The organism is Lentilactobacillus parakefiri (assembly GCF_002157585.1).
Taxonomy (GTDB): domain Bacteria; phylum Bacillota; class Bacilli; order Lactobacillales; family Lactobacillaceae; genus Lentilactobacillus; species Lentilactobacillus parakefiri.
In genome coordinates, this window is record NZ_BDGB01000044.1 from 38,085 (window position 1) to 61,316 (window position 23,232).

Sequence of the window (23,232 nt, forward strand, 5' to 3'; positions counted from 1 at the left end):
CTCTTCGCCCACTTTCTTTAATCACGCTGACTTAATTATGCAGTAATGACAAGTATAACAAGAAAGCAAATGTTGCAATAGGAGGATAGAATTGCTTTCCCTACATGAACAATGAAAAAATAAAGAAGAGCGGCTAATACGTATGTGGCGTCGATTAATGTATGAAGGGATGTACAGAGATGCAATTGGGAACTAAATTGAAAACCTTACGAAAAAATGCAAACCTATCTCAAATAAGAGTGGCAAAGGAATTAGGAATCTCTCGTCAAGCAATTTCGCACTGGGAAAATAATCGTAATTACCCTGATATTGAGAAAATTCGAGATTTAAGCATTCTATACCATGTTGATCCTAAAGAATTACTTAGCTTTACCAATGAAGGTAATGACGTCATCAAGCAGTCAAATAATATGTCGTATCGAAAAACCGAAGTATTATTATTGCTGACGTGTGTACTTTTTATACTTGCTCCGTTAAGTATTTTTGCGATTCCCGTAATTATGAAGATAAATAAAGTTAGCTGCGCGAATAATCCACTTGTTTTTATAATGTGTCTTCTCAGCTCGCTTTACAACCTATTTATTTTGATTGTCATTTTGCTTAATGTATTAAATGTTGGATTTGCGGTCGTAAAGTGATCATTTAATAAAAATCCTGTGTTCTTTTAGTAACGTTGTGCAAGATACTTTCAGACTTACCACTCCAATCTTAATGACACCGGTCCACTTTGCTTTCTTTCCAGAAATCTTTTTGAGGGTGGACTCTTGTAAACTGCCAACGGCAGTATTTGATTTCAAATCGTATACGTTACTGATATGATTGTTTTTTACTTGCACTTTATATGAGCATGACCAGCCGATGCCATGTTTTGACACACGGTAAATCATTTGGTTTTTAGTAATTGGCTTTGACCTGGTACTGGTAATTCCTTAAGTTTGGAACGAATTAAGTGAGATGCTTGATGCGTTTATAGTTGATGTGGAGATACCTGTTTTTGGTTCGACAGTTATTTCTGGAGCTGCCGATTTTGCTAATTTGTTAGCTTGAGCGGGGGTTCCTACTGGTAGTGAGAAAAAAAGTGAGACAAAAGTTATTACACCAGTTAAAAACTGTTTGTTCATGTTATTCTACTTTCCTTTCAAATATATAAGTGAATGGCAGAAGCATCATAATACTTTTTGGCAATTTAGATAAAAAACGGCAAGCCATTTTTGACTTGTCGTGAATAAACTAATTACGTTCCTCGGAACTAGCAATAATTTCAAAATTATGGTTAACGGTAGCTTCAATCACAGGATGTTTCTGTAGGTATTCCATAATCACATGACTGATCGTCATATCACTTGATTTGACAATCTTGTCACTGGTATACATGGGGTAGTGGCCGCCGCCACTCGCTCGGTACCGGTTAAGCGCGATGGTTAAGACCTGATCATCCTGAACGTCTTTTCCGTGGTATTTCAAACGGGTGACGCGGTGGCCAACCGGTTTTGAAATATTCAAGGTATAATCAATTCCTTCGTACATATCGTAGTTATAGAAGCGCTCTTTTGGAAAGATGAACTTTTCATTCACCACGACGTCACCGTGACGAACGGTAAAGTACTGAGCAGTAACTTCCAAAGCACCGCGCAAATCTGCCCCCGTGATCTTTGAAGTCACCAGGGTATTTGGATAAACATAGTTGGTGATGATGTTTCTCATGGTAATCGGGTCTTCAAACCCGTGGGCTTCGTTATTGTAAAGGGCGGTTGCTGAGAGGTCAGTGCCCATCTTATCCATTTGGATTTTTTGAATCAGTTCAATAAAAGTCGATTCGTGAATTCGAGCTTTGAAGGGATCATCGAAAGTTAAACTGCCCTTGATTCGCGAAAGCGGCTTATCCAGCCAGGCTTCCAGATGTTTGGACAAGTCAGTTACCGTGTTCCTGATCGTCTGATCGGGTTCACTGTCCTTAACGTTTAGTAATTCGGACTCGCTTCTGATGACATTGTGATCTTTCACTTCAATTGAAATTTTGGCAACGTATTGGCCGCGTGAACCTGGTTGAACGATTGGCACGTTAAATAATTGACTGGCAATTTTACGGTGCTGATGACCAGAGATGAGCGCATCAATCCCCGGGATATTTTTCAAGATATCATAGCCGCGGTTTTCACCGGGGTTGATATCGTTCCAATTGCCGGTATGATCGCGTTCAAAGCCACCATGATAGACGACCACCACCACGTCAGCCTTCTTGCGGATTTCGGGAACGTAGCGTTTACAGGCATCTAACTCCGAAATTAAATTAAAGTCATTCAGGTCATTGACATTCTTCCATTTTTTAGTGGAAGTGGTTGTCAGGCCCAAAAAACCAATTTTAACGCCGGCTACGTCTAAAATGGCGTATGGGTCGGCCAATAACGGTTCGTTATTGTTATCAACGATATTGGCGCACACGAAACGCCGGTCTGAATTCTTCATCATATAGTTCAGATAATCCAGTCCGTAATCAAATTCATGATTGCCGATGGTACCCAGTTGATAGCCGACTTCGTTATAAGCAGTAAAGAATGCTTCTTGGTCCTGCTTGTCCGCTCTTTTGGCCACGTAATAGGCCATCGGTGATCCCTCAAGAAAATCGCCGTTATCTAGCAGGATAATCTTTTCATCGGGATGGGTCTTTTGATAGCTTTTAATCGTTGAACACGCCTTCTCAATGCCGAAGGGTTTATCAAGACCGGAATCAACGTAGTTAGTAGGTTCAATAAACCCGTGCGTATCGCTGGTCGCTAATAGCGTAATTTTCATATTTTCACCCACACAAAATCAAGTATATCGTCAAGTATAGTCAATTATGCCATGATTGTAAATTCAGCTTGACTAAAGTAGTTAAGCGAGTAAGAAATCGGTTCCGGATCCCTGCTCCATGTAAGCCATTTGATCAGTCGAAATGCTTTGGCTGAGCTGATCTGATAGGTTTCTGGAAATCTTGCCTGCTTTAAAGGCATCTGCCACGTAGGCGTATTCATATTGAAAGGATTTGATCAGTAACGTATTTTGGGCACTGTCAGCTTGAGTGTCGCCGACAGAACGGCTTTGGCGGAAGTTATAGGAGCTGCGGACAAAATTGACGGCATTGCTATTTTGCTCGTCCTCAATTTGGTCTAAATAGTCGTTGGCAGTGGTAAACATGGCATCTTTGATCAAATGATTAGTCTGTTGACGCTGGTCGTGAATCTGTTGGCGAGTTTGTTGCGGGATGGTTTCTTTCATTCGTTGTCTAATTTGTTTCGTCCTTTTCCGTGACTTAAAACGTCGCAACTGGTATTTAAAAATATATTTGATTCGTGTCCCGAAGCCCAGGTGGTTGTTGGAAGCGGTGATCATTCCTCGCGAAAATCGATTAGCAATTTTTTGATCAATTTTGACTTCTGCCGCCAAATCCACAATTGCCTGGACACTGACTTGCTGGGTGGCGGCCATAATTTCTTGCACCTGTTTGCGGTCAACTTCAGGGTTATTTTTCTGGCTGTTCAACATGTCAATTACATAGTTCCGGTCCAAAAGTGAAATGGTCGGGTCCTGCTTGACTTGAGAAATGGCGTAATTCACCATTGCACCACGATACTGGTTGAATTGGCCTTGGTCCTTCACCTGCTTTTTCGGACACAACAGTGGCAGGACAATCGTTGGAACAATCAGACTCAATAAGATGACGATTGTTGCAATGTAGATCAACTGATCTCGGAATGGAAATGGCTGGCCTACTGACGTGAGTGGAATTGACAGGGCCATTGCCAAGGTAATAGTTCCGTGGACGCCGCCAATCGAACTCACCAGGGCTTCACGGGTTGTTGGCATTTTAGCTTGGACGCCAAAAAGATTGGTTCGCACCCAGATGTAACGGATGACAAGCATCACGAGATAGATTGCCAAAGCATCAAAGACTAGTTTGATGATCAGGGTATTTGAATACGGGATCATACGCTTGATAACCTTGGGCAGGGTGACTCCCAAGAGGACGAAGACGACCCCGTTTAACAGGCTGGTGATCACGCCCCAAGTTGCGTTGGTGACCAACCGGACATTTGTCGAAGTCAGCTTTAGTCGGCTTTGATTGATCCCATAAATGATGCCGGCGGAAACCACAGCCAGAATCCCGGAACATCCCAGTTCTTCGGAGAACAAATAAATTGCAATGGGCGTCATGATACTGAACGGCACGATGACGCTGGCGGTGTCCATTGATTTGTTGACCAGCAGTGTTTGAATTTTCACGAAGATCAAGCCGGCAATTACCCCAACCAACAGGCCGCCGAAGAAGCTGGTAAGAAACCGGGTTAACCCTTGAGCAAATGAGAAATCTCCGGAGACAAACGATGCCAGTGCCATATTAAAGATAACGATTCCGGACGCATCGTTAAATAATGACCCGTTTTCCAATGCGCCAGAAATGGTTTCCGGCAGCTCGATATCTTTGGTGATCGATTTAAAGGCCACAGAGTCCGTTGGGGTGACAATTGCAGCGACCGCAAAGCACAGTGCCAGGGGAATCGATGGCAGCAGTAAGTGGGCGATTAGGCCGATGATGACGGCGGTCGCCACTGCGAGGATGACTGCCAGATTCAGAATTTGTCTAATTGAATGGCGAAAATAACCGGCACTGGTGTTTTGACCGTCATTGAACATCAATGGCGCAATCACCATCAGCATGAAAATTTCCGGTTCTAACGCGTAATTTTGGAAGAACGGCAGCAATGATAATAAGAAGCCGCAACCAATCTGGTAAAAGGTTAGGGGGATGTTGGGAAAGACGGTGTACAAGATGTTGGCAATGATCACTGCCACAATTAGAAGGGTGAGTGAATAGAAGACTAGCATTTTTTTCTCCTTTAAAATATTTTATTACCAATATTATAGTTGATTGAGTGGATAAACGGTGTATAATAAAATTCACAAGTAAGTTACTATAAGTAAGTAACCGTATTGACAAATATTATCAATATGATAATATAGTAATCGTAGGATGTTGTTTCTCGTTTGTATTTTGTTTCTGAGCAGGGGGGAATTGTAATGCTGAATTTATATGTAGCACAAAGCAGCGCTTCAAGTCGGAAGGCACGTGCATGGTTGAAGAGCCATCACATTGATTTTAAGGAGAGAAATATCAATTCCAACCCTCTTAACGCTGATGAGGTAAAACAAATTTTACGTTTAACCGAAAACGGCAGTGAGGACATTATTTCTACACGGTCTAACATCTACAAGAAGTTGAACTTAGACCTTGACAACTTAACTGTTTCACAGTTGGTTGACCTTGTCGTTAAGTACCCTGATTTGATTAAACGTCCAATTATATTTGATGATCATCGTCTTGAGGTTGGATTTAACGAAGAAGAGATTCGGAGATTCCTGCCGCGAAGTGTTCGTGAAGCGGAACTTCGTGAACTGGAATCACAAATCAGCTAATTCATAAAAATAACTAATTAGTTATACGGATCAATTGAGGAGCTTGGGTTATTACATACCCAAGTTCCTTTTTTAGTTTGTAAAATCGGCCGGAATCACTACTCCCCCGCGCAGATGAAATTATCGATAGCTTTGGGGTAAATTTAATTTGTACGGAACAACATTAAAGCAAGCTAAGGAACCACTTATTATCCTCACAGAATGTAAGTGCTCACCAGAATTCCAAGTGTTGTGTTTCACGGCTTTGTTGCTTAAAATCAAATCAGACAAACTAAAGGAGACGGATAAGTTGATTAAAATGGTTGCACTTGATTTAGACGGTACCTTATTAACCAGTGACAAAACAATTTCCAAAGGTAATGAGCAGGCTTTAAAGAAGATCCATGATGCCGGCGTTAAAGTCGTCCTCTGCACCGGTCGGCCAATCAATGCCATTTGGCGGTTCATTGAACAGTTAGGATTAACTGAAGACACCGATTATACAATAACTTTTAATGGGGCACTAGTGGTTCATAACAATGATAAAGCTGAGTTGGCAAAAAGCGGTATCGAGAAGGCCGATTTGATTCCGCTGCATAATTTTGTCAAAGCTGAGCACGCGCCATTAGACATCTTGGATTTTCAGCAGGTCTATCCGATGACCGACTTAAAGCCATCGATGTATCAGCAGCAATTTAAGGGCAATATTAACTTTGTTCCCCGGGCGTTTTTTGATTTAAGCACAACGGACGAATACTCGAAAGCAATTGTCAGTGACAAGCCCGAGTTGCTGGATTTGTACCAAAGCGCAATTGATGATAGCTTACGCAGTCACTACCATATTGTTCGTTCACAACCGCAAATTATGGAATTTTTGGCTGCGGGCATGGATAAAGTGGTTGGGTTAAAGGCATTGCTGACACACTTTGGCCTCGATTTCAGCAATTTAATGGCGTTTGGCGATGCCGAAAACGACTTGGGCATGATTCGAAATGCTAAGGTCGGCGTGGTCATGGAAAACGGCCAAGAGCCAGTCAAACAAGCAGGCGATGTGATCACCGGGAACAATGATGAAGATGGTGTCGCTCAATATGTTCATAAATATTTTGATTGATCCTAGATTGAGGTGTTAGTTTGTTTAAAGCAAATCGAATTCAAGCAATGAGTGATGGCATGTTTGCCATTTTGATTACGATTTTGGTGCTGGATTTTAAACTACCAAGTTATCAGGAAGGGCATCTTTTTGAAGCGATGCTTGATCAGTGGCCAATCTTGCTGGCTTACGTGGTATCGTTTTTGTACATTGGCACGTTGTGGCTATTTCACCATGATTTCTTTAGTACGATTGCCAAGATTACACCGTTGCTCAATGCGATCAACCTATTAGTCTTATTTTCAATTACGCTGATTAATTACCCAACCGCCTTAATTTCAGAAACACTGGCGAAATCAAATGCAACGGATATCCGAACGGCTGTCGTAGCTTACGCTTTTGTTGCGCTGTTTATCAGTTGTACCTTCGAAATTCTGTACCGTTATGTTTATAGGCACCCAGAGCTTAAATTAAAGCGGGAGAAGGTGGATGAAGAAGCTTACTTCATCAAAAGTGACCCAATCATTAGTGTGGTGATCTACATTGTTGCAATAATCACGTCATTTTTCTCCGTGTGGGTTGGCGGCTTTTTCTTACTGGCCGGCATTATTTGGCACGCAATTGCCTACCTGCGTTTAAGTCGGAAGGTAACTGCCGGGCTGCCAAAAGTTCGGAAAAACCAGTAAGATTGAGGATAGTACTTTTATATAGTGCGTGCATGTACTATTATGGAGGTATCAATAATTCATTAATCGGGGGAATCAGTATGAAACGTAGACGTGGATTGTTAACCATGGTATTAGCAGCGGTCTTTTCACTTGGCATTCTTGGTGCGGTGAGTCCTGCACCCAATGCAGCAGCCAAACAGACTGTTAAGGTTGTTAAAGTTTAAAAGGTAGCTTCAAAGTCTTACCGAGCCACCAAAGGCTATATGTACAATTCGGCCAAGCTGACTAAAAAAATTCATAACTTAAAGAATTATAAGCACACGACATTCTATTCCAAAAAGCAGGTCACCGTTCAAACGCCAAAGAATCGGAAAGCTTATTATCTATACGTTGCCAATAAAAGCGGCAAGGTGAAGGGCTACGTCTACGCAAAGTACTTAAAGCGCTACGAACCAAAGACGATCACGATTGTGGGGATGCCGACTTCACCCAGCACCACCCAGGAAAAGCCAACTGCGCCTCAAGTGATTTCCAAGCTTGATTTGGAATCTTTGATTAACGCCTCTCCTGACTTGGATCCAACCGGCCAGTTGCTGAGTTTAACGGCGGCGGATTATACGACCTATCGATCGGTATTTGATCAAAACTTTAACGTCGGGGACTACGCCGACAACGGGGTCTTTAACCAGGATCAAGCATCAATTTATGTGAAGTCGGCCCAATTGGTTCCATATGTTCAAAAGGCGATTGATAAGTGGAATACGGCACTTGGTAGTACCGTGTTCACATTAGGAGATGCTCAAAATCATAGCTTAACGCTTGGATTTGGTGATGGTCAGGCTGACGGCTGGGACGGTGTCTTTGACGGCAGCAGCGTGGAAGTTGATGACACTTCATTCCATGATACGACCTACCCATATGGACCGATGCCGCTTGGTTCGCAACGAACTGTTTCGGTTCAGCTTTCTACTGACGATTCCGGTGTTGGTGATGGACTAGCCGCCCACGCAGCCATAAGGCGCCATGCAGACGCCACGAATCACTATTTGACCACGACAGTGACCGGAACGCCATCGCAGCTGCTGGAAAATTACTGGGTTGGTGCGATCACCCATGAACTCGGCCATTCGCTGGGGTTGGATCATACGCCTTACTTCTCAGATATTATGGCTGCTCAAGCAAGTGTTGAAGATGGGCAAAGCCAAGAGAATGAAAAGTACGATTGGACCGATTTTAAGGATAGCGATGGAACCCAGGGCGGGGCCCTCACGGCAACTCTGAGCCAGCGAGATATTGATCGGGCTAAGTTGACTAAGTTGTTGGGGTATTGGTAGAAGAGAGCGCGACGAGGGCCGGGAGATGCGGTGTGTAAGGCCGGGATGATTAAAATCCCGAACTTGGATTTAAATCATCCCGGCCTTACACGTTAGCATCTGGCCCGTCGGAGCGTATTTAATCAGAGCGCGGACTAGGGCGGTTAGCAACCGTAGTCTAAGCCACTTCCAACGAAAATCGAGTCTGATTTTCGTTGGAAGTGGCTTAGGCGCAGGTTGCTGCCCTAGGGAGCGTATTTGAAAGGCAGAAGGGAGCACAAACAGAAGCTAAGAAGTGTGCTTCTAGAAACTGCTTTATACAAAACAATCTAGGATGAGCATCAGCTAGAAGCCGAAATCAATCAGTTTCTAACTAGCGCTAATCCTAGATTATTTTTTGTGTCGTTTTAGTTAAATTAATGCTTGCTGAATAAGTTGGTCAAATGCGTCATAAATGCATCCAGATAGGCTGGAACATCCGCGTTCACAGCAACCTTAACGTTGGTATTTGGATCATCCAAACGGGCAGGGTCGCCAGTGGTTCGGCCGTAATAGGTTTCATCAGTTGTGACGTACATGTTCAAGTCGATTGTTTGAACGAAGTCAGGGTTAATTGCCACGCCAACCGCAAATGGGTCGTGAAGGGCGCAGCCGTGAAGATCCGGGCTGGTGACTTCATAGGCCTTAATGTAATAATCGACGATGTCAGCGAACGCCTCACCCGATTTGGTGTGGAGATCACGCCACTGTTGAGTTTCTTTATAGGTCAGCAGGGTTCTAAGCGTCACGTCCAAGCCAACTTGAGTCAGTGGGGCTTTTCTAAAGACGTGGTCAGCGGCGGTTGCATCTTGTTGAATGTTAGCCTCAGCGACGTTGGTAACGTTGCCGGGAACGGTAACGGCACCACCCATGATGGTGATATTACCGATTTCTTTGGTGATTTCCGGGGCCTTATTAATGGCAGCGTCCAAATTGGTCAACGGGCCGGTTGGCACCAAAATGAGATCCTTGCCATATTGTTTAACGGCATCAATGAAGAAATCAATGGCATCGCCAGTCTCGGGTTGACGTTTTGGATCGGGCAGTTGGACATCCCCGATACCATTTTCACCATGAATTTGAGCACTAACCGGCATTCTGTCGAAATGATCGGATTCAGATGAGTGTGATAGTCCTTGGTAGACCGGAACGTCCGTTGCACCCAAGAGCTCAAGAATTTTCAGTGAATTTTGTACCCCATCTTCAACGTACACATTACCGTATGAACCGATAATACCAATTAAATCAACGTCTGGATCGGCGACGGCATAGGCAATTGCCATTGCATCATCAATACCGGTATCCAGGTCAAGAATCATTTTTTTCTGAGCCATTCAGAACTACCTCCGTTTGTGTATTATCAAGGATGAAAACCCTTTACCTAATCATAACCGAATTTAATTGGAAACTCAATTCCGCTTCGACCTTGAAACCCATTAATTTGTAAGTTACGCTTAATGGTATCAACCATAGGAGTAAATTATGAAAAAAAGTGTGAAGCGTATTGGTAGTCATTTTTTCTCGCTGGTGTGGACCGGTGTTCGTCGAAATTATGATAATTTGGATGATAACATTGCTAAACACCTGGGGGAGTCCGAGCCTAACAGCCCGGTTGAAATTCATTTATCCCGGATGCTTTCGGAGGTTTTTAAGCGGCACACCCGAGATGAGGCAGATCGCTTATTTATCGTGGGCACGAAAAGTACGACACCGAGTCTGCTTAAAGTCTCCAGTAGACCGGTGACACCATGGTTCTTTACAAGGGTGTTCTTGGTTTTGGCGATCAGTTTTGTCATGCTGGTGGCTTTGCTGTTTGTCTTTAAAAGCAACAAGGTGATTCCCGGAATTATTTTTATCGGATCCTTGGCGGTGCCGTTTTCACTCATGATGATGTTTTTTGAAATCAACGTCTACCAAAATATTTCTGTTCGGCAGACGATGGTCATCTTTTTAGTGGGCGGGATTCTATCGCTTATTGTGACGATGACCTTTTATCTAATTCTGCCGATTCGGACCGAAGTCAGCATTGAGTCTGCCTTAATTGTCGGGGTCGTCGAAGAGCTGGCTAAGTGCGTTGTGATTATTTTGTTCATCAACACTTATAAAGCCAACTATATCTTCAATGGGGTGTTGATTGGGGCGGCGATTGGAGCCGGCTTTTCCGTTTTTGAAAGTTCCGGTTACGTAAGTGAGTACGGACTGGTTACGATTTTTACCCGCAGTTTTCAGGCAATCGGGACCCATGCAATATGGGCGGCAGTTATTGGTGGTGCCGTGATTCTCGGCAAGGTGCGCAAAAAGCCGTTTACCGTGCGGGACTTCTTTACCAAACCCAAGTTTTTTATCTTCTTTCTTGTGACGGTCTGTTTGCACACGTTTTGGGATTGGGATATCCCCAACACTGGAATTGGCGTATCATTATTGCAGGAATTCATTGATATTGTGATCGGCTGGTTCTTGATATTTGTCATGATTGACGCGGGTTTGAGAGAAGTCAAGACGCTTCAGGGCCAACAGATCATCATTCATCGAAGCAAGCAGAAAAAAATCGTGAATAAACGCTAGGAGGATTCTGATGACAGAAGTTGATTCTTTTTATGACATTACCATTATTGGCGGCGGCCCAGCGGGGATGTTTGCCGGTTTTTATGCCGGATTGCGGAACGCGAAGACCCAAATAATTGAAAGCTTGGCCGAAATGGGTGGTCAAGTGACCGCATTATACCCTGAGAAGACAATATTAGACGTTGGCGGCTATCCAAGCATTAAGGGAAGAACATTAGTCGATGAATTAGAGAAACAGCTCAGCGGCTCTGATACGGCCGTTAAATTAAATCAAACCGTGATCGATGTACAACAGATTGAAGGTGGCTATCAGGTCACCACCAACCAAGAAGTGACTAAGACGAAGTCAATCATCATTGCCAGTGGGGTCGGTGCCTTTAATCCGCGCAAGTTAGCAGTTGATAACAGTGAGGATTTTGAAGGCAAGAGTCTCTTTTATAGTGTCAAACACTTGGATCAATTTCGTGATCAAACGGTGCTGGTGGCCGGTGGTGGCGATTCTGCCATTGATGAGGCGTTGCTCCTGCACGGGGTGGCCAAAAAGGTCTACCTGCTGCACAGAAGGGACAAGTTCCGAGCTTTGGAACATAACGTTGAACGATTGATCCAATCGACCATTGAACCGGTTACCCCTTATCTGATTAAAGGCCTCACCCAATTGAATAATGGTCAAGTGGAAGTCGAAGCAAAGAAAATGAAGACCGAAGAGATCAAGAAGCTGGCCGTTGACAAGATTGTCGTCAACTACGGCTTCATTGCCCAAGATGATGCGTTGAATAAATGGCAGGCGCATCCGGAGATTAACCGCGGCATCATTGAAGTTCAGCCCAGCGGCAAGACGAATTTACAGAACGTCTTTGCGATTGGGGATGTTTCAAAGTACGAAGGCAAACAGCCACTGATCGCCGCTGCTTTTGGCGAGGCACCCATTGCCGTTAATTCGATTATGAAAAGCTTGTATCCGGATCGCAGAGGTCCGATTCATAGTACATCTATTAGAAAATAAGATTGGGGAAAAAGGCGTTTTGATCCCAGAATTTAACACAATCAGGCCCTCATTCCAAAAACAGGAGTGAGGGCCTGATTGCATTAAATGGCCGGGATCAGCCGTTTGTACCAAGTTTTATCAATATAAGGGGGATGTAAGTTGACATACATTAACGACTAATCCGTACTTTATCATTTTGAATATTCTATAGCAGAAAACGTGGGACTTAAAGCAGTTTCCAGAATATAAGCCAGCAATCCAAATATCCAAAACCGGGATATTCGGATCGCTGGCTTATATTCTGGAAACTAACCGCTTTAATCCCCACTCTTTTATTTTCTATCGAAATTATACTGTTTCAAAGCCTGGCCAGTCCGAGATTTTGATTCTTGTTGAGAATCTTTCGGGATACCGGAGAACAGAATCCGACCGCCATATATCCCGGCATCCGGGCCGACGTCAATCAGCCAGTCCGCCTTACTAATGACTTCCAGGTTGTGTTCAACGATAATCAGGGTGTTGCCGGCTGCCACCAATTCATCAAATAATTTGATGAGCTTGGCGACATCTTTCATGTGCAGGCCGGCAGTTGGCTCATCCAGTAGGTAAATGGTGCCGGTTTTGTTTAATTGAACGGCCAACTTTAATCGCTGCAGTTCACCGCCGGACAAGGTCGTGAGTGGCTGGCCGAGGGTGAGGTAATCCAAGCCGACCTTTTGCATGTTGATTAATTTGTCGTTAATCTTGTCGACATCTTTGAAAAAATCGATTGCTAATTCAATCGGCATGTTGAGGACTTCACTGATGTTCTTGCCATGATACAAGTAGCTAAGCGCCTCGTCATTGTAACGTTTGCCGTCACACATCTCACATTTTTGAACAACCGGGTCCATGAACGCCATGTTGGTAATCGTAACGCCTTTTCCTTTGCATCGGGGGCAGGCACCTTTTCCGTTGTAACTGAAAAGGCTGGTGGAAGCTCCGGAAACTTTGGCAAAAATTTTTCGAATATCATCCAAAATGTCGAGGTAGGTGACTGGCGTTGAGCGGATATTAGTGCCAATTGCCCCCTGAGCCAGGTCGATGTAAGGCTCATGGAGCTTTGGTCGTAAGGCATCAACTAACGAGCTCTTTCCTGAACCGGCGACTCCTGAGATGACCGTTTCAACACCGAGTGGGATGTCGACGCTGACGCCTTTTAGATTATGAGTTGTCACGTCTTTGAGCGAAACTGTTGATTTAAATTGTCTTGGGTTGCGATATGTCAGCGGTTGTTTGAGGTATTCGCCGGTCATCGTGTGCCCACTCAGCAGTTGGTCATAAGTACCGGTAAAGGTCACCTGACCGCCGCCACGGCCAGCTTTGGGACCAATTTCCACCACGTAGTCGGCAATTGGAATCAGTTCGGGGTTATGTTCGACGACCATGATCGTGTTTCCTTTGTTCTTCAAGTTGATCAGGGCATTCTTAATCAGTTGAATATCATGAGGATGCAGGCCAACACTGGGTTCGTCCAGGATATAGACCATGTCCACCAGCGAACTGGTCAAAAATTTGGCAATTTTAATGCGTTGTGTCTCACCGCCGGAAAGGGTTTCGGTACTCCGATCCAGGGTGAGGTAACCCAGCCCAATGTCGATCAGCGATTGAATCTTGGTTGCGACTTCGCGGATGACGTCTGAGACCAATGGAACATTGATGGCATGGAGAAACTTTAAAGCGTGAACTAAGTCCATCGATAAGACGTCGGCAATATTCTGGTCATTGATCATACAGGTTAATACTTCAGGGCGCAGGCGAGTGCCATGGCAGGCTGGACAGGGCTTTCTGGTGACAATCTTTGCCAGGGCTTCTTTATGGTGTTGAGCCTCGCGTTTGCCAATAATTGAGCGGCGAATTCTCGGAACGATCCCTTCGTATAGTGCCGTTCGCGGCCACTTTGCGGGAGCGTTCTTCAACTGGTGCTGCGGCGCGTATAACAGCGTGTCCATTTCGTCTTTGGTGTAATCTTTCAATGGTTTGTCATTATCGAATAATCCACTATATGCGTATCGCCGCCAACGCCAGGTGTTTGGACCAAAACTTACAAAAGTGATCGCCCCTTCATTCAACGACTTTTCAGGGTCAATCAACGCCTTGGCGTCAATGTCGTCAACGTAGCCTAAGCCTTGGCACTGTTGACACATTCCTTGAGGCAGATTGAACGAAAAAGTGTCTGAATAGCCGACAAACGGTTTGCCGGCCCGTGAAAATAATAAGCGCAGCAGAGAATAAATGCCTGTGTATGTTGACAAGGTTGAGCGGGCGTTCTTGCCGATTCGTTTTTGCTCAATGACAATCGCAACGGGCAGATGCGCGATGCTTTTGACGTGTGGTTGACCATACTTGGGTAGATACTGCTGGGTAAAGCTGGGGAACGTCTCGTTAAGTTCCCGTCTGGAAGCAGCAGCGATGGTGTCAAACACCAGTGATGATTTGCCAGAACCGGATAGTCCTGCAAAAACGGTAATTGCATATTTTGGAATCTTCAAATCAACGTGCTTCAAGTTGTTTTGATAAGCATCGTGAACTTCAATGGCGCCCTTCTCGAACATGGCTATTTAAGAACCTCCTACTTACGTTTGTGATTTTTAACTGAGGACAGCTTTTGGTCGTTCTCAGTTTTTTTGAGTGTTTTTTGCAACTGGTTGACTTGCCTGGACAAATGATTGACCTGCTTCGTTAAGTTCTTGAGGGCATCGGTTTGGTCATCGTGATTGTCCTGTGATGTAAAGAAGTCGGTAATGGTTGAGGTTAATAAACCAATAAAACCAATTCCACCAAGCATCAAGATGGCCGAAACGATTTTGCCGCCATCGGTTTTTGGCGTGATATCGCCATACCCAACTGTGGTGGCCGTTGAAATAGCCCACCACAGAGAATTCTGGAGAGAATCATGTTCAAATGAGGCGAAAATCAGCGAGCTGAAAATAAGGATGACTAAACTAATGGATAATAGGTAAATGAAGCCGGTATCGTAAAGAAATTTGTGCAGGGCGGTAGTCCATTTACCCGATAAGCCGAACCGCCACAAAAGATTGTAGTAGCGGACGATCGAATAGATTCTGGCAATCCGAAAGAAGATAAAAATCGGGTGGGAGGGAATCAGTGCGATTAGGTCAAACAAATTGGAGATTAAGAAATCCTTTTTTGACTTGGCCCGTTTGAAACGAATCAAATAGTCGATCAGGAAAAAGAGCCATATGAGTGCAAAAATCACTCGGTATGGCCCTTTACTGAGGGTAATTTTAGTCGTAAGGGCAAGAATTGCCAAGACAAAGGAAACCAGTGCCAATGAAACCACAAGAATATTATAAAGTAAGATTGGCGTTTCCTTAGTAGCTTGTTTCATCTCAGATTTCCCCCTTAACGGCTGCTGTCGTTATTATTTGCATCTGGATTGGTAATCTTGATTCGGTTGCTGTCAGTTGTTTTATGGTGAATTTCCGGCGCGTCGGTAAAGTATTCCTTCCAAGTCGATTTATCGCCGTTCTTGGAGTAGATACTGGTTGACTTCTTACCCAAGCGGTTCTCAATCCGCTTTTCTTTTTGGTAAAGGTCGGCATAGTTGTAATTGCGTGGATCGATGGCGGTAAAGCCCTTAGGATGATAGAAGCGCAAAAGGTTCTTTTCATTTAACGAGTCCGACAGCGAAAGTTCAGTCTGAACCCGTTCCTTGTCCTTCTTGACTTGAGCCTGTTGGCGCTTGGTTAACTTCAAGAGCTGACCAGTCTTATTGGAATAAATGTCGCCGCTCAACGAAGTGAACGCTGGGCTGACCCAATCCTGATTTCTAAAGGCCACTACTTGGTCATGCTGTTTGGATAAAATGTCGGTACCAAATTGGACGTAGCGCTTGCTGCTAATACCTAAGAGATGCATTAAAGTCGGCAGGACGTCAATTTCACCGGCATATTTTTTAGACACAAAGCCGTTTTTTTGACCAGGCACGTCAATGATCAATGGTACCCGCTGAAGTTGGGCGTTGTCAAAATCATTCCAGTCGTCAGGATTCTTGCCTAATGCCTTGGCCAAATTGGTGTTTTCCGAGTTGGAAATCCCATAGTGGTCACCATAAAGCAGAATCAAGGAATGTTTGAGCAGGCCGGTTTTTCTGAGGTAGTTATAGAACTCATGGACGGCTTGATCGAGGTAGTGGGCGGTCAAGAAGTAGTTGTCCACCACATCATCGCCGGTATTGGTTGTTTTGAAATTGGTATCTTCCTTATCCAAATCGTATGGGAAATGGTTGGTAACGGTGATATATTTGACGTAGAACGGCTGTTGAAGATTCTGAAGATACTTAACGGAATCTCTGAACAACAGCTTGTCTTTTAAGCCATAGCCTAAGGAGCGGTCACCAGTGGTGTTGTAATAACTGGCATCAAAGAAATATTGATAGCCCATGTTCTTATAAACGTTGTTGCGGTTCCAGAAGCTCGCAATATTTCCGTGGAAGACAGCGCTGGTATATCCACGGCGCTGTTTTAAGATGGCGGGAGCGGCTTGGAAGGTGTTGTCACTGCCAAGCTGGGCGAACAACGATCCCTGAGGTAAGCCATAAGTACTGGTCTCCAGCATGTTTTCGGCGTCAGAGGTCTTTCCTTGACCAACTTGGTGAAAGAAGTTCTTGAAGGCGTAGGAAGATTTGCTCTTATAAAGCTTGTTTAAAAATGGCGTGACTTCTTGACCGTTGATTTTCTTGCCGATCAAAAATTGCTGGAAACTTTCCAGGTGAATCACAATGACGTTTTTACCCTTGGCAATCCCGTAGAACTTTTTATTGGGCTTTGCATAGTGCTTGCGGGTGAATTTTAAGACGTCGTTTAATTCTGATTTAGTGGCCGTGGCCCGTAAATCGTTATTGTGCTGTGACTTCAGCCCATCATAGACCGTAAAGGCATCCAAGCCGAGATATTTGACTATGTAAGCACGATCGAAGGTCCGAGTCAGCAGTTGGGGCCGATCCATTTCGGCTAATGACAAGTTAACGGCGAAAAAGAGCACCGAAAATGACGTCACTGCCAGCCCAATCCGGCGATTGAGTGGCCGTGGATCGATCTTAATTTTCCGAAAGACCAACAACCCGATAATCACAATCAGATCAATCCAATAAAGAATATCATGGACGTTGGTTAGCGCCAGTGAACTGCCGCTGAGCCCCTGGTTGACTTTCGAGTAGCCGGTCATGGTGCTGACGGTCATGAAATCAGTAAATTCCCGAAAGTAAATCACATTTAAATATAGCAAAACCGTATTCAAAATTGAAATCAAGATGGCCAGAGGATAGAAGAACCGGCTCTTCTTGAAGTAAAGCGCAATGCTTAACAGTAAAGTGGTGGTTGCCAGTGGGTTAATCAAGACAATGAGAAATTGAAAGGGATTGGTGATTCCTAGTCCGAGGTCGACAAAATAGGCCAACATAGTTTTGGCCCAAAAGCAAATGATTAATAAAACGATGAACCCTTTTCGAGTGCTGCATTTTTCCAAGGCCCAGCTTAAATATTTCAAAACAGTAAGCTCCTTACAATAATTACTTGTTTCATCTTATCAAAAAAAGCGCAGAAATATTAAAAATCAAGTGATTTTGCAGAAATCTTAAGTTGATTGGTGTGCGCGGATTCTCAAAAAATTGTTATACTTTACGTATTAAGGGTAAAGGATGTGTCATCATGAGTAAATTTAATTTGTACATGGTTCGTCACGGTCAGACCTACTTTAACATTTATAACAAACTACAAGGGTGGAGTAACTCGCCACTGACTGAAAAAGGTATTCAAAATGCGGTTGATACTGGTGAAAAATTAAAAAACACCAAGTTTGCTGCGGCTTATTGCAGTGATACCACTCGGGCAGAACAGACGGCTCAAACAATTCTAGACAAAAATGACGCCTCAGACATTGATGCCCCGATCACCTCAATGTTTTTCCGTGAGGAGTTCTACGGCTACTTTGAGGGTAACGATATGAGCCAGGCCTGGTATTTGGCAGGCGCCCCCCATGGACTGCCCACCTTCAGAGATATTGTTGAAAAATATTCCATTGGTAAAGCGAAGGATTATTTGAAGGAAGCGGATCCCTTCCACCAAGCTGAAAACAACCAGGAATACTGGACGCGTTTAGACCAGGGATTTGACCTGATCAAGCAGAACCCGGATATTAAGGATGGCGACAATGTCCTGTTAATCAGTCATGGTAACACCTTGCTGAGTATTGTGGAACGCTATGGCAAGGGTCAATTTGATGTGACTGAGCGGCCAGCCAACGGCAGTTTGACGAAGCTTACCGTTGACGGAGATGACATTCAAGTTGTTTCGTTTAATCAGCAATCCTAATACGAGGTAGGTATAAATGTGGAGATTAAATTAACTGATCAATTGGATCAAATTTATCAAGATGCCAGAACAATCCGTCATCATGTCTTCGTCGAGGAACAGGGGATTCCTGAAACGGCTGAATTTGACGGCACTGATTCCGATGCCATTCATTTTGTTGGTTATGTAGATGGTGAACCGGTGGTGACTGCGAGAACCACCGTCACCAAAGAAGGTGTCCATATTCAATGGGTCGCAACCGAAAGGACTGCCCGACATCAAGGCTATGCCAAGCAGCTGCTGGAATACTTGCTGAACCAACCAATGTTTGAAGATGCCCAGATGTTTTATCTAGGTGCGCAAAAAACTGCGGTTGGCTTTTATCGAACCCTGGGGTTTGAGGAATACGGAAAGCCGTTTGAAGAGGTGGGCATTCCCCACGTGAATATGCGGCGAGCTCAGTCGGCTGCTGGCAATCATGAATGAGTCTAGATTAACAATATTAACGAGTGAGATTCAAACGGTCAATTCAAGCCGTTTGGATCTTTTTTTGGTATTGAGTCGGTCAAGGCCATGATAGCAAAGTGGCCTTTTGCTTGACAAAATGGCCAAATAAAACAGAATAAGAGTGATTAAATGAACGATTCCAGGGGGGATTGGCATGGATCGATTAATGGCCCATTCAATGAAAGCTTATCAAAGCAAGTTTGCCGGGGTGATTCAGGAAACCTTGGCGCTTTTGTTCCCAATTATGTTGCTGGGAAGTTTTGCCGAAGTCTTAAAATATTCTTTTTTAACGCCGAGTGGTTTTGTGGCGACAATCTTTGGGATTACCAAATGGCTGCCCGCCGCCAAACAAATTTCGCAACTGTTGGGACTGATTGTTCACTGTACAGTTGATATGATCGCACTATATGGCGCATATGGCGTTACCTACAGCACGACTAAAGCGTACGGGAGGCAAACATCGGCTCTTTCGGGCGCCATCGGTCTATTGGCGTTTTTGATGGTTACCTATCAGCCGCATAGCCATGGACAACTGCTTTTCAATCGCACTTTGATGGGGCAGGGGCTGTTAATCGCCCTCATGATTGGCTACATTGTTGGACGCATCATCGTGACATTTGAGAAACGGCGGGGGCTGAGATCTTACCAGATTATTTGGCCGTTACTCCTGGTGGCGGTTTTGTCAATTGCTGTCAATGTGGCTGTCAGCTTCATTAGGAGCCCGGAAGTCCAATCGTTCATTTCATCAACTGTCATGCATGCTGTTTCGGCCAACGCTCTTTCCTATGTTGTCGGGATGGGTCTTTTGACTGATCTGCTGTCGTGGATGGCGGTTGGTGGGCCGTTTTCCGCAAACCCGACCTTTACCGATCCGGCTGAGCTGGCTAATTTAAATCATGCGCTCAAAACCGGGTCGGCTTTCAACGTTCCGTTCCAGTATACCGACGTTACCCTGTTTCATAGCTTTGCCAATTTCGGTGGTAATGGTGCGGTTCTGGCAATGATTATAGCGATTTTGATTTTTTCCAAACGGCGGCGTTTCTTGACTGTGTCTAGGTGGTCCATTTTTCCAGCCCTGTTTAATAATAATTACGCGATGATGCTGGGGATTCCGATTGTCTATAATCCAGTATTTCTAATCCCATTTTTGTTGGCACCGCTGGTTAATATGATTGTTGCCGCCGTTTTTTTAGCGCTTAAATGGATTCCAGCCGCCGTGTATCCTGTGCCGGCTGGTGCGCCGGGGCCTTTGATTGGCTTTTTAGGGACCAACGGCAATTGGCTGGCATTAATCCTTGGTGCGTTTTTGATCTTAATTGATGTGTTGATTTATATGCCATTTGTCAAACTGTATGATCGACTTGATCAAAATAGGGGTGAGCAATGATGAAACGAACCGTTAAAATCTGGCTGTGGGCCATCTTTGGAGGATTGCTGTCGATCGTCTTGATAGTTGCCTCACTCCAATGGTCTAACCAAAACGTCAGTGAGTTAACGCGACATCATAATTCGCAATTGTCCCCGGTTATTATGATCCCAGGGAGTTCAGCCACTGAGAATCGTTTTGATGGGCTGGTCAGCGAAATTAACCGCCATCGAGAAAATCCGCATAGTTTGTTGAAGGTCAAGATTATGAACAATGACAAACTTCACTTTACTGGTCGAATCAGACCTGGTGACAATGAGCCAGTCATTGTGGTTGGCTTTCAAAACAACAAGGATGGCTATAGCAATATTAAGCAGCAGGCACGCCAGTTTAACGTGATTTTTCATACCTTGGTCAGCAGACTCGATTTTAATAATTTTAAAGCGGTCGGGCATTCTAATGGTGGTTTAATTTACACCGTCTTTTTGGAAAACTATTTTTCACAATATTCAAATGACGTTCGGATGACCAAACTGATGACGATTGGGTCGCCATTTAACTTCAATGAACGATCGATTGATAATAAAACGCAAATGTTATCTGATTTCATCAAGAATAGACGCAAGCTTCCCAATAATTTGACGGTTTATTCAGTCGCCGGAACCGAGAACTACACTTCTGATGGGTTGGTGCCACTGGTGAGCGTTGCCGCCGGCAGGTACGTCTTTCAGGGGGAGGTTGCCCACTTTACGACCATCACGGTTTCTGGGTCGAATGCCGAACACTCTGATTTACCAGAGAATAAACAGATTGTTGACTTGATTAATCGATATATTCTCCACTCCAAAAAGGTTCCAAGGGTGCGACAAAATGAACCGCGGTTAAACTGAGCGTCTCCGAAAGCGTCTGTTAAGCCAGGCCCAGCTCTTATGAATGACAATTGCGGATGCCAAGGACAGTAACCATGTGCCGACATATACGACTAAAATGCCAAGGACGGGGCGCCGGTTCGTCAGTGCGTTGCCAAATCCCCACCAAAGCAGCTGATTCCAAAAGACGTTCGACAGGAAAGCCGGATAGGCATAATTCGCTAAGCGGTGGATTAAGTGAGTGATTGGGAGTTGGCGGGTGAGCTGGTAGCTGCCTAAAGCAGCAATCAGCCCAATCATACTCATATCATAGAGGGTCATTGACGGCTTGTAGTAGGGGGCGTTGGTCAGGTGAATGGGGAACCGAAAGGCAAATAATTCGGCGTTAGTCCAAATGAAGGCGGAAACGGCAATAACCGCCATCAACCACCATTTTTGAGAGAAGCGATGGATTTTTTGGTGGTACTGCCATGACAGCGTACCAATGACTGCGTACAACAAGAAGCTGACAAATATTCTGTCCAAAAGGTACCACTTGTTGGCATGTGGTCCGTGAAAGACTTGTTGGTCGTAGAAGATCAGCCAGATGAATTGGATCACCAAGGTTGCCAGCAGAACCAACTGTCCCCGGTGTTTGCTTTGCCCACACCAGCTGGCCAGCCACCAGAAAAACGGCATTAAAACGATGAATTGCAGCATCATCGAATTGTACCAGAGGTGTGGAGCTGCATTGCCATTGACGAATTGCCAAACAAAGCTGCCGATCGATTGGTAGTGACTCACTTGTTGGACATTCGGCATGATCAACAAATAAATGAACGTCCAAGCAATTGTGGGGATGAACAACGAATGCCACATTTGCAGGAGATAGCCCCGGTAGCTCAAATCAGTGTCGTGGGTGACCCGCATGGTTGTATACAAGATCCCGGTGATGAACGCCGGTGCCGTGAATTTGATTAGATTATAGCTGATACCAATGCCAATCTGGACATTGATGGTTGGATGGGTTTGAAGCCCTTGGGCCAAAATTGTTTGCAGCATGACAGCGGTACAGGCAAAGACTTTCAGATAGTCGCCGATGTCAGGCGTGCTGGGGGACTTGATTCCGTAATTCATGTTCTTAACTCCTTGAAGGATTGTTTACTACCAATATACCAAGTAAAAGTAAATTTAGAATAACAAAAAGAGGCTGGAAACAAATGAATGTTTCCAGTCTCTTTAAGTGATAGTTGATTGAATTGTTGTTATGTGTCTATGTGGTAGAAAGATTAATCGTCGGTATCGTCGTCTTCGTTAAAGTTAACAACGTGAGCAGAACCAACATAATTCCACCATGGTGCTTTGACAGTTTCAGTAATCACACCGCGGTTTTGAGCATCGATCATCTTGCCGTTACCAATGTATAAACCAACGTGAGAAATTGATGCTGCGCTCCAGCCGAAGAATACTAAATCACCTTTTTGCAGGTTCTTATATGAAACTTTCTGGCCGGCGTTATATTGTGCTTGAGCAGTGCGAGGAAGCGTAACACTGGCAGCCTTCTTGTAAACGTAACTGGTAAAACCGGAGCAGTCAAAGGCTGAAGGACCAGTTGCACCATAAACATATGGCTTGCCTAGATTTTGCTTAGCAACTTTATAAACTGCTGAATATGAGGCATCAGTGTCGGGAGCTTTTGATGCCTGAGCATCTTGGAAACCGGCGAATGACAATGTGAACAATGCGACTAAAGTTAGTAATATTTTTGTATGTAATTTCATTTTTTATCAACAACTCCCTATCAAATCTACAGTGATAATAATACCAATGAATTGTTGCAGAAGTGTAACAAACAATTTGCAATGCAGTTAAATGTCGTATGGCAGTTGAAACATTGGTAACTTAGATTGTGAATGAGCGCTTTCATAGACTGTTGCGAAAGCATTTGTAATTGAGCAAATAAAAACGGCGCCCAAGTTGAATTGGACGCCGTTTTTAAGAATCAGCGAAAATAAGTTGCTTAAATTTGTTTGAAGATGACGGTTTAGAATTGAAAATC

General features: G+C 44.3%; 21 protein-coding genes. 12 read left to right on the forward strand and 9 right to left on the reverse strand.

Annotated features, from left to right (window positions below; genetic code table 11):
- Positions 1 to 179 precede the first annotated feature (179 nt).
- Entirely contained in the window at positions 180 to 638 is a 459-nt protein-coding gene (locus tag LPKJCM_RS04230; protein WP_057962546.1) for a helix-turn-helix domain-containing protein, read from the forward strand.
- Here the strand turns inward: LPKJCM_RS04230 and LPKJCM_RS13880 are convergent, their stop codons facing one another.
- The 3 genes from LPKJCM_RS13880 to LPKJCM_RS04240 all read right to left on the reverse strand — a co-directional run bounded on the left by LPKJCM_RS13880 (position 639) and on the right by LPKJCM_RS04240 (position 4,866).
- On the reverse strand, positions 639 to 887 hold the full coding sequence (locus tag LPKJCM_RS13880; RefSeq protein ID WP_225364111.1) for a DUF5626 family protein: 249 nt from the start codon (positions 885 to 887) through the stop codon (positions 639 to 641). It abuts the gene before it with no gap.
- A 343-nt stretch (positions 888 to 1,230) separates the two neighbouring features.
- Positions 1,231 to 2,793, reverse strand: coding sequence for a bifunctional metallophosphatase/5'-nucleotidase (locus LPKJCM_RS04235; protein WP_057962545.1), 1,563 nt, complete (start codon positions 2,791 to 2,793; stop codon positions 1,231 to 1,233).
- Positions 2,794 to 2,874: 81 nt separating this feature from the next.
- Positions 2,875 to 4,866, reverse strand: coding sequence for a cation:proton antiporter (locus LPKJCM_RS04240; protein WP_057962544.1), 1,992 nt, complete (start codon positions 4,864 to 4,866; stop codon positions 2,875 to 2,877).
- Between the two features lie 192 nt (positions 4,867 to 5,058).
- Here LPKJCM_RS04240 and spx point away from each other — a divergent pair, with 192 nt between their 5' ends.
- The 5 genes from spx (at position 5,059) to LPKJCM_RS04260 (ending at position 8,528) form a co-directional block, all read left to right on the forward strand.
- Positions 5,059 to 5,454, forward strand: a complete 396-nt coding sequence (gene spx / locus LPKJCM_RS04245) for a transcriptional regulator Spx (protein ID WP_013727307.1) — start codon at positions 5,059 to 5,061, stop codon at positions 5,452 to 5,454.
- Between the two features lie 298 nt (positions 5,455 to 5,752).
- A complete protein-coding gene (locus LPKJCM_RS04250) occupies positions 5,753 to 6,547 on the forward strand; it encodes a Cof-type HAD-IIB family hydrolase (RefSeq protein WP_057962584.1) in 795 nt (264 codons plus the stop codon).
- 20 nt (positions 6,548 to 6,567) lie between these two features.
- The gene (locus LPKJCM_RS04255) at positions 6,568 to 7,212 is read left to right on the forward strand and encodes a TMEM175 family protein (RefSeq protein WP_225364112.1); all 645 of its coding nucleotides are present in this window, start codon (positions 6,568 to 6,570) and stop codon (positions 7,210 to 7,212) included.
- Between the two features lie 80 nt (positions 7,213 to 7,292).
- Positions 7,293 to 7,418 carry a hypothetical protein gene (locus tag LPKJCM_RS13730; protein WP_263851663.1) on the forward strand — a complete coding sequence of 42 codons (126 nt, stop codon included), beginning with the start codon at positions 7,293 to 7,295 and terminating at the stop codon, positions 7,416 to 7,418.
- Between the two features lie 39 nt (positions 7,419 to 7,457).
- A complete protein-coding gene (locus tag LPKJCM_RS04260) occupies positions 7,458 to 8,528 on the forward strand; it encodes a M57 family metalloprotease (RefSeq protein WP_225364113.1) in 1,071 nt (356 codons plus the stop codon).
- A gap of 395 nt (positions 8,529 to 8,923) precedes the next feature.
- Here LPKJCM_RS04260 and LPKJCM_RS04265 read toward each other — a convergent pair whose 3' ends face one another.
- Positions 8,924 to 9,880: a nucleoside hydrolase gene (locus tag LPKJCM_RS04265; RefSeq protein WP_057962543.1), complete on the reverse strand. Its 957-nt coding sequence runs from the start codon at positions 9,878 to 9,880 to the stop codon at positions 8,924 to 8,926.
- Positions 9,881 to 10,028: 148 nt separating this feature from the next.
- Between LPKJCM_RS04265 and LPKJCM_RS04270 the strand changes: the two genes are divergently transcribed.
- Both LPKJCM_RS04270 and LPKJCM_RS04275 read left to right on the forward strand, forming a co-directional pair.
- The gene (locus tag LPKJCM_RS04270) at positions 10,029 to 11,111 is read left to right on the forward strand and encodes a PrsW family intramembrane metalloprotease (protein WP_057962542.1); all 1,083 of its coding nucleotides are present in this window, start codon (positions 10,029 to 10,031) and stop codon (positions 11,109 to 11,111) included.
- A gap of 10 nt (positions 11,112 to 11,121) precedes the next feature.
- Complete coding sequence (locus tag LPKJCM_RS04275) at positions 11,122 to 12,117, forward strand: NAD(P)/FAD-dependent oxidoreductase (protein ID WP_057962541.1); 996 nt, start codon at positions 11,122 to 11,124, stop codon at positions 12,115 to 12,117.
- Between the two features lie 314 nt (positions 12,118 to 12,431).
- Here LPKJCM_RS04275 and LPKJCM_RS04280 read toward each other — a convergent pair whose 3' ends face one another.
- Genes LPKJCM_RS04280 through LPKJCM_RS04290 form a run of 3 tightly spaced genes read right to left on the reverse strand, consistent with a single transcriptional unit; the run spans position 12,432 to position 17,649 of the window.
- Complete coding sequence (locus LPKJCM_RS04280) at positions 12,432 to 14,693, reverse strand: ATP-binding cassette domain-containing protein (RefSeq protein ID WP_057962540.1); 2,262 nt, start codon at positions 14,691 to 14,693, stop codon at positions 12,432 to 12,434.
- Positions 14,694 to 14,710: 17 nt separating this feature from the next.
- Positions 14,711 to 15,490, reverse strand: coding sequence for a potassium channel family protein (locus LPKJCM_RS04285; RefSeq protein ID WP_057962539.1), 780 nt, complete (start codon positions 15,488 to 15,490; stop codon positions 14,711 to 14,713).
- A 14-nt stretch (positions 15,491 to 15,504) separates the two neighbouring features.
- Positions 15,505 to 17,649, reverse strand: a complete 2,145-nt coding sequence (locus LPKJCM_RS04290) for an LTA synthase family protein (RefSeq protein WP_057962538.1) — start codon at positions 17,647 to 17,649, stop codon at positions 15,505 to 15,507.
- Between the two features lie 161 nt (positions 17,650 to 17,810).
- Here LPKJCM_RS04290 and LPKJCM_RS04295 point away from each other — a divergent pair, with 161 nt between their 5' ends.
- The 4 genes from LPKJCM_RS04295 to LPKJCM_RS04310 all read left to right on the forward strand — a co-directional run bounded on the left by LPKJCM_RS04295 (position 17,811) and on the right by LPKJCM_RS04310 (position 21,215).
- Positions 17,811 to 18,473 (forward strand): histidine phosphatase family protein, encoded by a 663-nt coding sequence (locus tag LPKJCM_RS04295; protein ID WP_057962537.1) that lies wholly within the window; start codon positions 17,811 to 17,813, stop codon positions 18,471 to 18,473.
- 18 nt (positions 18,474 to 18,491) lie between these two features.
- Positions 18,492 to 18,938 (forward strand): GNAT family N-acetyltransferase, encoded by a 447-nt coding sequence (locus tag LPKJCM_RS04300; protein WP_057962536.1) that lies wholly within the window; start codon positions 18,492 to 18,494, stop codon positions 18,936 to 18,938.
- 175 nt (positions 18,939 to 19,113) lie between these two features.
- Entirely contained in the window at positions 19,114 to 20,346 is a 1,233-nt protein-coding gene (locus LPKJCM_RS04305; RefSeq protein WP_057962535.1) for a PTS transporter subunit EIIC, read from the forward strand.
- Positions 20,346 to 21,215, forward strand: coding sequence for an alpha/beta hydrolase (locus LPKJCM_RS04310; protein WP_087069553.1), 870 nt, complete (start codon positions 20,346 to 20,348; stop codon positions 21,213 to 21,215). The genes LPKJCM_RS04305 and LPKJCM_RS04310 overlap by 1 nt, the downstream gene beginning before the upstream one ends.
- On the opposite strand, the gene LPKJCM_RS04315 is transcribed toward LPKJCM_RS04310, so the two are convergent.
- Together LPKJCM_RS04315 and LPKJCM_RS04320 are read right to left on the reverse strand one after the other, a co-directional pair.
- On the reverse strand, positions 21,207 to 22,310 hold the full coding sequence (locus LPKJCM_RS04315) for an acyltransferase (RefSeq protein WP_057962533.1): 1,104 nt from the start codon (positions 22,308 to 22,310) through the stop codon (positions 21,207 to 21,209). The two genes, LPKJCM_RS04310 and LPKJCM_RS04315, sit on opposite strands and share 9 nt — an antisense overlap.
- 152 nt (positions 22,311 to 22,462) lie before the next feature.
- Positions 22,463 to 22,954 (reverse strand): C40 family peptidase, encoded by a 492-nt coding sequence (locus LPKJCM_RS04320; protein ID WP_057962532.1) that lies wholly within the window; start codon positions 22,952 to 22,954, stop codon positions 22,463 to 22,465.
- Positions 22,955 to 23,232: the final 278 nt, after the last annotated feature.

Coding starts and splice junctions, on each gene's coding strand:
- LPKJCM_RS04250 (WP_057962584.1), top strand. CDS start 5,753: ATGGTTGCACTTGATTTAGACGGTACCTTATTAACCAGTGACAAAACA.
- LPKJCM_RS04295 (WP_057962537.1), top strand. CDS start 17,811: ATGAGTAAATTTAATTTGTACATGGTTCGTCACGGTCAGACCTACTTT.
- LPKJCM_RS04230 (WP_057962546.1), top strand. CDS start 180: ATGCAATTGGGAACTAAATTGAAAACCTTACGAAAAAATGCAAACCTA.
- LPKJCM_RS04260 (WP_225364113.1), top strand. CDS start 7,458: ATGTACAATTCGGCCAAGCTGACTAAAAAAATTCATAACTTAAAGAAT.
- LPKJCM_RS04235 (WP_057962545.1), bottom strand. CDS start 2,793: ATGAAAATTACGCTATTAGCGACCAGCGATACGCACGGGTTTATTGAA.
- LPKJCM_RS13730 (WP_263851663.1), top strand. CDS start 7,293: ATGAAACGTAGACGTGGATTGTTAACCATGGTATTAGCAGCGGTCTTT.
- spx (WP_013727307.1), top strand. CDS start 5,059: ATGCTGAATTTATATGTAGCACAAAGCAGCGCTTCAAGTCGGAAGGCA.
- LPKJCM_RS04270 (WP_057962542.1), top strand. CDS start 10,029: ATGAAAAAAAGTGTGAAGCGTATTGGTAGTCATTTTTTCTCGCTGGTG.
- LPKJCM_RS04285 (WP_057962539.1), bottom strand. CDS start 15,490: ATGAAACAAGCTACTAAGGAAACGCCAATCTTACTTTATAATATTCTT.
- LPKJCM_RS04240 (WP_057962544.1), bottom strand. CDS start 4,866: ATGCTAGTCTTCTATTCACTCACCCTTCTAATTGTGGCAGTGATCATT.
- LPKJCM_RS04265 (WP_057962543.1), bottom strand. CDS start 9,880: ATGGCTCAGAAAAAAATGATTCTTGACCTGGATACCGGTATTGATGAT.
- LPKJCM_RS04310 (WP_087069553.1), top strand. CDS start 20,346: ATGAAACGAACCGTTAAAATCTGGCTGTGGGCCATCTTTGGAGGATTG.
- LPKJCM_RS04305 (WP_057962535.1), top strand. CDS start 19,114: ATGGATCGATTAATGGCCCATTCAATGAAAGCTTATCAAAGCAAGTTT.
- LPKJCM_RS04275 (WP_057962541.1), top strand. CDS start 11,122: ATGACAGAAGTTGATTCTTTTTATGACATTACCATTATTGGCGGCGGC.
- LPKJCM_RS13880 (WP_225364111.1), bottom strand. CDS start 887: ATGATTTACCGTGTGTCAAAACATGGCATCGGCTGGTCATGCTCATAT.
- LPKJCM_RS04280 (WP_057962540.1), bottom strand. CDS start 14,693: ATGTTCGAGAAGGGCGCCATTGAAGTTCACGATGCTTATCAAAACAAC.
- LPKJCM_RS04320 (WP_057962532.1), bottom strand. CDS start 22,954: ATGAAATTACATACAAAAATATTACTAACTTTAGTCGCATTGTTCACA.
- LPKJCM_RS04315 (WP_057962533.1), bottom strand. CDS start 22,310: ATGAATTACGGAATCAAGTCCCCCAGCACGCCTGACATCGGCGACTAT.